A 13,254-nucleotide genomic window follows, 5' to 3' on the forward strand; every position below is an offset into this window, starting at 1 on the left:
GTGACATCGTATAATCGTATATTTCAAAATAGAAGCGGACTCCCTTTTTCGGCAGGGGATGTCGGCTTCTATTTGCGTGATTCCGTAATCAAAGTGGAGATGGCAGCATTCAACACGGACTTCAGGGGCAGCAGACGATTGATCGAATGGATCAAAAGGTTAGTTGACAGTTCGGGCGGAAAAAAGTATTATCATTAATAAATCGTAATATTTACGAATAAAAAAGAAGTATCGTTTGCGCGAAGTAAACGAGAGATGAAAGGAAAGCGTGATAACCCAATGAGTAAACACAACGCAAATGTGCGACTTCCCCGCGCTAAAGGAATAGATATGGCGACCGTATATACGCCTAAAGAATGTGCAGTAAAAGTGAAACACTTTCTGCTTCCAGAGCGCAACCATAACATTGTGGCAGAATTTCTAGCCATATTAGGCATGAGAGAAGTGTTTGAGGAGCATGGCGTTCCGATCCCTAACAAAGTGGTCATGTATGGTCCACCGGGAACGGGTAAGACATTAACTGCTTTTTATATGGCTAAGATGCTAGACCTTCCGCTTATTCTCGTACGTTTGGATGCTATTATCCATAGCCATCTAGGTGAAACGGGGAGCAATATTCGTAAAATTTTTGATTACGCTCGATCCTATCCTTGTGTGTTATTTCTTGATGAGTTTGATGCCCTTGCAAGGACGAGAGAAAGCAACGATGAAGTCAAGGAGATGGCGCGCGCCGTAAACACATTGCTGCAATGTCTGGATGACTTTGGTGATAAGAGTATTTTTATGGCTGCTACCAATTTGGAAAAAGAGCTGGATAGGGCGATTTGGCGCCGATTTGATACGAAAATGACTTACGAATTACCGGATGACCAGAGTCGACAACTGTATATGGAACGGCTTATCGGCCCTTTTGCAAGAGAAGAAGGAATATTGGCAGATGCATGTGAGCAACTTGCTGGATGCAGCTTTGCGGATATCGAACAAATCATGCTTAAAGCGAAGCGGAAGGCGATAATCGAACATAAACCACTTCATAAAAAGCATGTGTCGGCTTCGTATCAGGAGTACCAACCTGCTGTCATGTAGAACACCGTCTGCAATCGTGTATTGCAGATTTTTTTTATACTTACATGTTAAGAGAGCGTAATGGGGAGTTACGTTTTTCAATCGGTATGATGTAAACGTTCATGTTGGACAGGTTCATAATATGAATAGCAAGGATGGGGAATTTAAGTTTATGCTAGAACATAAGTTAGGCACCTAACATAAGTAGCTCGGTTGTACATTCATTCATAAGAGGAGCTGTTAGTGACGGATATGACCATGCAAGAGCAGTTAAAGATCAATAAGCAGAGCTGGGATGAGTCAGCGGAACGATTTTGATATTGCGTATTCGATTTTCGCGCGGGGTTGGACGTTGGATTTGTATCAAACTCTGTGAAAAAAGGAGCGAAATGAAATTTTGTTCATGAAAATTTTTCTATATTTTCTTGTATCATAATTCAAATATTTGCGATATTATAGTGATATTAATCATTGCTTCTAACAAATATATGGCTTGGTGGTGACGGTTATACTTCGAAAAAATAGTAATATGCTACACGATACACCATTTGATTACCGAGATTTAGAAACGTATTTAAGGCAACAACATCATTCGATATTGAACAATATTGCAGTCGAAGTTCAAACAGAAAGCATACCGATCTCGTCGATTCATTTAACAGATATTTTCCCTCATAAGAGGAAAAGCAACAGCAGTGCTAGAAAGCAGACTCCTGTATCGACATCGTCGTCCAGCACGGAAGAAACGAGCACGACATCGCCGGCTTTCTGCTCGAAAGAAGTTCTTTTGATAGACGAGCATGAGCCAAGAACGCTGCAAGATATACTACGGCGAGCAGCTTTAAGTGCCCCTACTAGCGAAATGATTTTTTTCAACTCAGAAGGCACCGAGGAACGCGTCTCTTATGCAGATGCATGGGAAGAGGCCGAACGAATATTAGGCGGACTTCAAGCAAGAGGGCTTCAACCACAAGATTTTGTTATTTTTCAATTTTCAACTAATCGTTCCTTCATTACTGCGCTATGGGCATGCATACTAGGTGGATTTTTACCTGCTCCATTGGGAGTTGCACCCGATTATAGGGAACACAGTGCTGCTGTTACTAAGTTATATGGCGTGTGGGAACTGCTAGAACACGCTGTCATCCTTACGAATTCATCGTTATACCCGTCATTATTACAGCTTTCAGAGCTTTGGGAGACAGAAGAGCTGCAAATCATCGATATGGATTCGCTATTACACGGCGAAGCCACTTGCCAAACCCACATCCCTTCCGAAGACGAACTTGCACTTAATCTATTAACTTCTGGCAGTACTGGCATTCCAAAATGTGTACAGCATACACATCAGAGCATTTTGCATATGATTCGATCTTCGTCTACTGCTCTCCAATTAGGAACAGACGATGTATGGTTGAACTGGATGCCGCTCGATCATGTTGGCGGACTTATCATGTCACACCTTCAAAGTACATATGTTACTTGCAGCCAAGTTCACCCGCAAATTGAACAATTCATCGCAGACCCACTACAATGGCTTCATTGGATCGACACCTATTGCGTAACATCTACATGGGCTCCGAATTTTGCATTTACACTCATTAACAGCTTAGAGGACGACATCCAACAACATCATTGGAATTTAGCTTCAATACGTCACATTATTAATGGTGCCGAAGCAATCGTCCCTCAGACCACACAAAAGTTTTTAACCATATTACAACCATTCGGTTTGCCAGAAGATGCGATTACAGCAGCTTTTGGAATGTCGGAACTTTCCTCTGTTATTGCATATTCCAAACACATCATACGAGGGAAAGAGATGAGCGGTGTACACGTTGTGACACAGAAATCTCTTACAGGAACGTTGCAGTTTACTGATCCAACCGCTGAAGATGCCGTTTTTTTCACCGAAATTGGTGGCCCATTGCACGGGGTATCTATTCGAATTGTTGACTCTAACCATCAATTGCTGCCTGAAAATACGATTGGTCGTCTTCAAATTAATACGAAGCAGCTCATGCGAGGATATTATAAAAATCCAGAAGCTAACGCAGAAGTGTTTGTAGGAGAAGGCTGGTTCGAAACAGGGGACTTGGCTTTCCTACATAAAGGGCGACTTACGATTACAGGACGCAACAAAGATGTCATTATTATTAACGGGAACAACTATCATAATTATGAGATAGAGTCTTGTGTAGAAGAGCTTTCGGGGATACGTGTAACGTTTACGGCAGCCTGTGGCATTTCAGATGGAGGCACGGGCCAAGAGAGTCTCGCCATATTTTTTGTGCCAGTAGATGACGATGTTCCATTTGTAATGGATATGATCAATCAAATTCGCGAGCATGTGACACGAAAATTTGGGATATACCCTGAATATGTGATTCCATTGAATCAACAGCAGTTCCCTAAGACAAACTCAGGGAAAATCCAGAGAATCCAGCTAAGTAAAAATTGGATGGACGGTCAATATAGCGAAATTCAGAAGCAGATTGATCTGTACTTTGCAAATGAGAATACGCTGCCCAACTGGTTCTACCAGCCGGTTTGGATTGAAAGTGATATCGATAACACAATGCCGCAATCCCCTGTAAACGAAGACATGCACGTAGTTTTTGTGGACCAGGAGGGGTTATGGGAGCAATTTAAAGGAAATGCCATCTATGTTGAGATAGGTGACCATTTTGAGCAAATAACCCAGAATCGCTACCGGATAAATCCAAGCTTGCCAATGGACTATGTACTATTACTGCAAGCTTTGGAAAATGAAGGCGTTCAACGTTTGCATATTTATCATCTTTGGAACTATAGCGTATATGATGGGGAACTAGCTACACTCGCACATTTGAGGAATGCTCAGGTGATAGGTAGCCATAGTTTGCTGCTTTTAGTGAAAGCGCTGCAAGAACGAGTGCTAGTTGAGTTATCGATAACAATTGTAACGACAAATGCGCTTGTTACTTCTAAGTCGGACCATGTTGCCTATGAAAAAGCAACGATAATTGGACTACTAAAGACGGTATCTCAAGAAATGCCGCTCATTAATTGCAGGCTTGTTGATTTTGATATAACTTGCCCAGTTACCCACGGTCGTATATTGGCACAGGAAGCCCTGCATCTAGAACAAGGCTCGATTGAGACGCTTGTTGCGTATCGTGGTCAAAAACGTCTCGTAGAACGAATTGAAAAAATGATGATTACTGACAACGTTAAACAGGAAATTCCATTCAAGCAAAAAGGTAATTATCTTATCACAGGCTTAGGTGGAATAAGTCAGCTGGTAGCTAGCTACTTACTGGAGAACTTTGAAGCTCGTCTTGTCATTCTTGGTAGAACGGAGCTTGCAAATTGGTCCAGAGAGATAAAAAAACAGTATGAAGCTTTGTGTGAGCTTGCTAAGAAAAATGGTGGCTCGATTGAATTTAAAGCAACCGATATTACAAATGAGGATTCGGTGCGGACAATTGTCCATGATGCTGAAAGCAACTGGTCCGAACAGCTAGACGGAATTATTCATCTCGCCGGAGTGATTGAAGAACGGCTGTTGACTGATTTAATGGTGGAAGAGCTAGAAGCTCAGTATGAAGCCAAAGTATATGGCTCTTATGTCCTGCATCAAATAGCGTTGCAGAGACCGAATTGTCAGTTTATTGCAGCTTCATCCGCACGAAGCTTCCTTTCGGGGATGACTCTGGGTGGATATTGTTCAGCTAACGGATTTGTTGAGGTGTTTACCCAGTATCAGCATTATAGATGCGGAACGAATGCGGCCTGTTTTGCATGGAGCGTGTGGGATGAAATCGGAATGAGCCGCAATTTAATTACGAAACAAGCATTGCTTGCTAGAGGATATATGCCCATCACGTCATACCAAGGCATTTACTCCCTGCTAGCTGGGTTAATGACAGGTCGCGCGATGCTGTTCATTGGAATTGACGGTAGCAAGCAAGATTTCCGTGATCGTAATGTGGAGCTGGTTACTACACAACATAGATTGTATGCGTTTGTTGAGACGAAAGAGGCGCAACATATTCAAACTTCACAGATTGTAAACTCGATTACGGAATTCTTGAAGAATGAGGCGATTGAGCATCAAGTACGCGTAAAGAAGCTAAATACTTTACCGTTAACTGAACATGGTCAAATCGATCGGGCTATTCTTGTTCAGCTTATGGAGTCAGAGACAACGAAGCGTAAATATGTGTTGGCAGAGACAGAGCTAGAGAAACAGCTAGTCCAAATGTGGCTCCACATCCTCGCTATTAAACAGCTAAGTGTTGAAGACAATTTCTTTGCTCTAGGGGGCCATTCACTGAAAGCAACACAGCTTGTATCGCGCATAAAGGAGCGATTTCAAGCGGACGTTACGCTGCAAGATTTATTTCTTAATCCTACAGTCCGACAGTTTGCTGCCCTTGTACAGCGAAGATTAGGGATAGGTGAACAGTCAAGTGTCCTGCAACAGTATTCACGAGGCGACCATGTGCCGATGTCATATGCTCAAAAGCGTCAATGGTTTCTTTACAAGTGGGAACCAGATAATCCTTATTACAACAATACTTTCTCGTTACGTCTAAGGGGCCCTCTACATGTAGACATTTTGTCGCGTAGTGTTCAATCTCTTGTAGACCGTCACGAAACATTACGGACGAATTTTGACGTGATTGACGATGTACCTATGCAAGTCATAAGTGCTGAGAGAAGAGTCAACATGGGCATACACGACTTATCGAGTCTTCCACCGTCCGATCGTGAACAGGAATGGAATCGGCTTTGTAAGCAAGAAGCGAGTACGCCATTTCAATTGACAGACGGACCGTTAATCCGCTTCCGATTGTTTAAATGGGCAGAGCAAGAGCATGTATTACTTACGACGATTCATCATATTATTTCCGATGGTTGGTCCGTAGGTGTACTTATGCGAGATCTTAACGCCTACTATACCGCGGAAGTTCAAAGTGTTCAGGCTGACATTCGACCGTTGCCGTTACAGTATGCAGACTATGCAATCTGGCACAACAATTGGCTAACTGAACATATTCTCGAAGATCAGCTGTTGTATTGGCAGCATCAACTGCAAGAGGCGCCGTTTGTACTTGATTTACCGACAGACTGTCCAAGACCTGCCATACAGACCTTCAAGGGAAAGAGAATAAATTGGCGTATTGATCCGGAGCTCTCACACCAGCTACGACAGGTGAGTCAGTCAGGTGAATGTACATTGTTTATGACATTAATAAGTGCATTTTCTACATTAATGTACCGCTACACAGGTCAGAAGGATTTGCTCATAGGGACGGCTATTGCCAATCGAACACGTACCGAAATTGAGGATTTGGTTGGTTTTTTTGTAAACACATTAGTGTTGCGGTTTTCTTTTTTGGACAATCCGACATTCCGAGAACATTTGCAGCGTGTCAAGCAGACTACGTTAGCCGCGTATCAGCACCAGGACGTACCGTTCGAGATGCTGATTGACGAGTTACATGTAGAGCGGGATGCCAGTCGTTCTCCACTCATACAAGTGCTGTTCATTTTGCAAAATGAGAATTTAGAAGTTACAGAGATGCATGATTTGCAGACGGAGCTTCAAATTGTAGAGAATGATTCCGCACAATTTGAGCTGACGGTACATGTGTTTGAGCGGGATGATCAATTAACGATCAGCTTGGATTATAATACCGATCTGTTTTCGGACGAGCTGATTGCACGCTTGCTGATGCATTACGAGCAACTCTTGAAACATATGGCTGCAAATCTTCATTCGAGGGTGGGAGACGTACCTTTAGTTAGTGATGCTGAGCTTCAGCAGCTTGCATCCTTTCACGATACAGAGCTTCAGCGCGTACATACAGTCGCTTCCATTCATGAATGGTTCGAGCAGCAGGTTGTTTGTACCCCAAATCAAGTTGCGTGTACAGATGACACATCTACCCTCACATACTGGGAATTGAATGAAAAGGCCAACCAACTAGCCCGTTTCTTACGGACGAAAGGGGTCGAGCGCAATTCCGTTGTGTTGTTGCAATGCGAGCGCTCAGTAGAAATGATCGTAGGCTTGCTCGGTATTTTAAAGTCAGGAGGAGCATTTTTACCTGTTGATCCAGAGCTTCCGAGTGCACGAATTGCCTACATCGTAGAGGATAGCGAGTCCTCAGTACTCGTGACGAGAAGTGGATTATCTGTGCCAGATGCTTTTTGCGGAGAAATCGTGCTGCTTGATGATGATTGTATATATTCGAGTGATGAGACAAGCAATCTGCAATTGGATAGCGCAGAACGGGACCTGCTTTATGTCATATATACATCAGGCACAACAGGACGCCCCAAAGGAGTTCAACTAGAGCATAAAACGTTGCTGAATCTCATTGCTTATCAGCAGGAACAGCAAGCGATTCCGTTCGATCGAGTGCTGCAGTTTACGACTTTAAGCTTTGATGTGTGCTATCAGGAAATATTTTCGACACTGCTGTGTGGTGGTGAGCTCCATATTATTGATAATGAACAGAAGCGGGATGTGCAACAGCTCATTGCGTTCGTCAAGCAACGGAATATTCGGACGCTGTTTATCCCGACTTCATTTTTAAAGTTCATGGCGTCGGAACAACAATATATAGAGCCATTGGCAAAATGTGTGGATCACATCATTACTGCGGGCGAACAGCTCGTTGTGACGAAGTTGCTACACGATACGCTTATCAAGTATAACGTCGAACTGCACAATCATTATGGGCCATCTGAAACGCATGTCGTTACCATGTATACGATTGATCGCAATCAATTCGAGGAAGTTCCTTCAATTGGAAAGCCGATTTCGATGACTGAGATATTCATATTGAACGAAAACGGGCAAATTCAGCCAATTGGTGTCATCGGTGAGCTTTATATTACAGGAGTCAGCCTAGCACGTGGATATCATAACCAAGCAGAGCTTACACAACAAAAATTTGTTCAGCTACCTGTTGCTTCCGATCGTCTCATGTACAGAACGGGTGATCTTGTACGCTGGCTACCTAACGGTATGCTCGAGTATATGGGTCGTACGGATCATCAAGTGAAAATCCGTGGCTATCGAATCGAGTTGAGTGAAATTGAAGCAATACTGCATACTCATGATGCCGTCAAGGAAGCGGTCGTCATATCAATAGGCGAGGGAGCGTACAAATACTTATGTGCATATGTCGTTGTTGATGAGGCTTCGACTGTGTCTGAATTGAGAACATTTGTGAGTGCTTCTCTACCAGACTATATGATTCCGTCCTATTTTGTGAAACTGGCCCGCTTGCCCCTAACGCATAATGGAAAGCTGGATCGTCGATTGTTGCCAGAGCCGGATGTAACGGGGATGGTATCGGAAGGTGAATTTGAGGCTCCTGCTACGGATATCGAGCAGCGCATAGCAGCCATTTGGAAAGACGTATTGAAAGTAAATGATATTAGTGTGACCGATAACTTTTTTAGGTTAGGTGGACATTCACTAACAGCAACCATCTTAGTGTCTCGTTTACAGAAGGAGTTTAAGGTTCAATATCCGTTACGTGAGCTATTTACGAAGCCGACTATTCGTGATCTTGGCCGAGGGATTGAAGCTTTGGATGTCTATACGTATGCACCAATTCCGTCATTAGCCTTGCAAGCTGATTATCCAGCTTCTTCGGCACAAAAGCGGCTGTATGCTATTTCGCAATATGAAGGGGCAGCTTTAAGCTACAATATGCCTGTTATTTTGCAAGTGGATGGGCCGTTGGAAGTGGAGCGATTACGGGCGGCGATTCAGCTCGTTGTGAACCGTCATGAAATATTGCGTACTTCGTTTACGATCAGACAAGGTGAGCTTGTGCAGCTAATAGCGGATCAAGTAGAAATCGCTCTTTCATTCGATCAACTGGAAGTTCAGCAGGTGCCGTCACGAATTGAGGCATTTGTCCGGCCGTTTGATTTAAGTGAAGCACCACTGCTCCATGTCGAATTGCTACAAATAACGAAGGAGTCGCATCTGTTACTCCTTGACCGTCATCACATTGTGTTCGACGGTGTGTCTATGAATATATTTATGCAAGAACTGATCGAAGCGTATGATCGTGCTGATGCACGAGAACCATTGCTAATTCAGTACAAAGATTTTGTCGCTTGGCAGCAGGAGCAGTTAACCCGATCTGCATTCGAGCAAGAGTCCTTTTGGCTTGATACGTTAGCGGGCGATTTGCCTGTCTTACAGTTGCCGACCGATTATTCGCGGCCGTTAGTTAAATCGTTTGCAGGCATGCGACAAGCGTTTGTCATTGATGCGGACTTGACGAAGCAACTGCACAGATGCTCCGAGGAGCATGGAGCAACGCTGTATATGTTGTTATTAGCGGTATTTAATATAATGTTAGCAAAATATTCGGGGCAAGCAGACATTATTGTGGGTGCTCCGGTCACTAATCGACCACATCCTGATGTTGATCCATTAATCGGAATGTTTGTAAATACGCTAGCGTTGCGAAACGAGCCAACAGCTGAGAAGACGGTTGCTCAATTTATTGCAGAGGTTAGGCACAACATGCTTGCGGCACTAGAACATCAGGATTACCCACTAGAGTTGCTAGTGGATAAGCTTACCTTGGATCGAGATTTGAGCCGCAATCCACTCTTTGATGTGTTGCTTGTATTGCAAAATATGTCGTTGCATGAGAGTTCTAGCAATGAGTTAACGTTTACGCCGTATCCATTTTCGCATCCTATTTCCAAGTTTGATTTGACGTTAGATGCGATTGAAAAAGACGGGCAAATTCATTTCGAATTGGAGTACGCGACAACATTGTTCGCTAGCAGCACGATCGAGCGGATGGGCAATCATTTTATTCAATTGTTACGCCATGCACTGCAGCAGCCAGAGCGTGAAATCGGTGAGCTGCAAATGATTACGAAAGCAGAGTGGACCCAGTTGCTCGACGATTTTAGCGGCGAACAAATGGAATATGCATGCACGATGACGCTTGAACGTCTATTTGCGACACGTGTAAGTGAAAATCCAGCGCGTACTGCGCTTGTATGTAACGATCAAACGATGACTTATGGGGAAGTCGATGCAAAAGCAAACCAGCTTGCACATTTGTTGTTGAAGCACGGATTGAGTTCAGGCGATGTTGTGGCAGTCATGACCGAGCGATCGTTTGAAATGGTCATCTTTATTTTAGCCGTACTGAAGGCTGGCGCTATTTATTTACCACTTGACCCTGGGCTGCCTCAAGAGAGGATTGAGTTTGTACTTGCAGACAGTCATGCTAAGCTGCTGTTAGTTAAGGATCCGCTTACAGCGCGGCTAGAATATGCTGGTGTGGTGGTGACTGTAAATGAATCGGAGCTTTCTACAGAAGTAAGCAGTCCGATCACACATTCGCAAACGGCAGAAGATGTCGTCTACATGATTTACACGTCTGGTTCAACGGGGAATCCAAAGGGCGTAATGGTTCAGCATAAAAGTGTAATCAACATGTTGACATACTTAGAGCAGAGCTATCCGTTGCTAGCTGAGGATGCCTATTTGCTCAAAACGACCTACACGTTCGATGTTTCCGTAACCGAACTTTTTGGCTGGTTTTTCGGGCATGGAAGGCTCGTCATACTAGAGCCAGGTGCAGAAAAAGATCCTGAAAAAATGATTGCAGCTATTGCACAACACGGAATTACCCATATTAATTTTGTACCTTCGATGTTAGGGTTGTTTCCATTTGATTCGGAGTCCATCCGTAACATGGAGGAGCTTAAATATGTATTCGTGGCTGGGGAAGCTCTGCCAGCAGATTTAATTGATAAGTTCTACAGAGCCTTGTCCGGCGTACGGCTTGAAAATTTGTACGGGCCTACGGAAGCAACGATTTATGCGACTGGCTGCTCGATAAAGCCAGGAAATGGTCAGGCAGGTTCAATTGGAAAGCCTGTGGCGAATACACGCATTTATATCGTGAACGAAGTGGGTCATATTCAACCGATAGGTATCGCGGGTGAACTATGCATCAGTGGTGACGGAGTTGCAGTCGGCTATTTAAACAATGCTGCACTTACGGCAGAGAAATTTGTGCAGGCGTCATTTAAGCCGAGCGAACGACTCTATCGGACAGGCGATTTGGCTCGTTGGCGATCGGATGGGCAAATAGAGTATTTAGGCAGATTGGATTATCAAGTCAAAATTAGAGGTAATCGAATCGAGCTTGATGAGGTTCGACAAAAGATTTTAACCTGTGAAGGGATCGAAGATACCATCGTTATCGCTCGGTATACAGCAGGTGGGCAGGCTTATCTTTGTGCCTATTTTATAGCCGAAGCATCTTGCTCTGTGAAGTCGATCCGTAAACAATTGGCAAAGTTATTGCCAGACTATATGATTCCGTCTTATTTTGTTCAACTGGCTGCGTTTCCGCATACGGCAAGCGGCAAAGTAGATCGCAAGCAGCTACCAGAGCCAGAAGGATATATAGAATGTACGGAGGATTACGTAGGGCCTCGAAACGGATTTGAGCAAAGGTTATGCCTAATTTGGGAGAACCTGCTTCACTTAGATGCTGTTGGCGTTCTAGAAGATTTTTATGCGCTTGGAGGCGATTCGATCAAAGCGATTCAGGTCGTGTCCAAGTTCAATGACAACGAGCACGGGTGGCGTATTTCGGTTAGTGATGTGCTAACGTATCGAACGATTGAAGCGATTGCGCTGCAGGTCGTCACTTCAGGATCGTTCGTAACGTATGATCAAGGCTTGTTAATAGGCAAGAAAGGGCTTACTCCAATTGAGCATTGGTTTATGGATAGCGTCCTAGCTAATCCACATCATTTTAACCAATCCGTAATGCTGGAGTGGCATCACAGCCCGAATGTGCAATGGCTGGAGCAAGCTTTCCAATTGCTCGTTAAGCACCATGATGGTTTGCGATTAAATGTGAATTTGGAGCAGCAGGAACTGTTTTTTAATGAACATCATGCGAATGCTCCTTTTGAAGTACAGCAAATTGATTTAACGATGCTTGATGAGAGAGAGCAACATGTCCAGGAGCAGCAGCTTAAATATGAGCTGAAGTCAGCTTGTCGAATTGATCAAGACCTACTTATTAGAGCGATGCTGATGAAGATTAGCGAAGGGAAGCATAAGTTGCTGATTACGGCACATCATCTATTGACTGACGGTGTGACGTGGCGAATTTTGTTGGACGACTTTGTTTATTTATATGAGTGTTTTGCAGCTGGAAGAACGCCCGTTCTTTCGCAGAAAACCGCTTCCTTATTAGATTGGTATAAACATGTTGATGAGCTTGCGGTTTCAAAAGCGTTTGTCAGCGAGCAATCGTATTGGGAAATTGCAAATGCACACTCTTTCAAGTTACCGCAGGATGCTGAAACGGATGATTGGAGCATAGAAAGGCAGAAAACGGTCAGTAGCTCGTTAGATCGTTCCAAATCCCAATTGTTGCGAGCCGAGGCGCACTGGGCGTTCCAAACGGAAATAAATGATTTGTTGTTGACTGCCTTATCCCGAGCAATTTGTGACTTCGCTCAGGTAAGCGAATACGTTGTAGTTATGGAAAATCACGGGCGGCATGCTGAATCGCTGGATCTGTCGCGTACGGTAGGTTGGTTTACGTCCATGTATCCGTTAAAACTGGGTTTTCCAAGTGATGACATGGGTGAGCAAATTAAAAGGATTAAAGAACAATTCCGCTCTGTACCTAACAATGGAGTCGGTTATGGCGTCCTTCGCTATTTAAACGATGCATGGCTAGAGGACAAACGAGAAATGGTTGAATTGCGTTTCAACTACTTGGGCCAATTCAATCAAGAGTTTAACAATGAGCTATTTCGTTTTTCAGAAATGAGCAGTGTGGGTGAGATCGGTGAGTCCAATACGATGGCGACAAAAATGGACTTGAACTGCTATATGATGAACGATGTTTTCCACGTGGAGCTAGGCTATAATGGGCTCGCTTATCAGGAGGAAACGATGCAAGCTCTGGTAGATTCATTTATTCATCAATTAATGAGCATCGTGGATTTTAGCGTTGCACAAGAAGAAGTCCAATATACACCGTCTGATTTTGAGGCGGCGGAACTGGACCAGGAATCGTTAGATCTTTTGTTTGAGTAATTAGTGTATGAGTTGATTGGTTACGTATTCCGTGGGACTGTACTTGCTTATTCTACTCCCCTGAAAGG

Annotated in this window: 3 protein-coding genes; all 3 read left to right on the top strand. The window is 43.8% G+C overall.

Going from position 1 to position 13,254, the window contains the following annotated elements; genetic code table 11:
- The 3 genes from KIK04_RS18945 (at position 1) to KIK04_RS18955 (ending at position 13,186) form a co-directional block, all read left to right on the top strand.
- Positions 1-198 (top strand): hypothetical protein, encoded by a 198-nt coding sequence (locus KIK04_RS18945; RefSeq protein ID WP_232275147.1) that lies wholly within the window; start codon positions 1-3, stop codon positions 196-198.
- A gap of 57 nt (positions 199-255) precedes the next feature.
- Positions 256-1,086: an AAA family ATPase gene (locus KIK04_RS18950; RefSeq protein ID WP_442951106.1), complete on the top strand. Its 831-nt coding sequence runs from the start codon at positions 256-258 to the stop codon at positions 1,084-1,086.
- Positions 1,087-1,594: 508 nt separating this feature from the next.
- Positions 1,595-13,186, top strand: coding sequence for a non-ribosomal peptide synthetase (locus tag KIK04_RS18955; protein WP_232275148.1), 11,592 nt, complete (start codon positions 1,595-1,597; stop codon positions 13,184-13,186).
- The last annotated feature ends 68 nt before the right edge of the window (positions 13,187-13,254 follow it).

Source organism: Paenibacillus sp. 481, assembly GCF_021223605.1.
Classification (GTDB): Bacteria; Bacillota; Bacilli; order Paenibacillales; family Paenibacillaceae; genus Paenibacillus_B.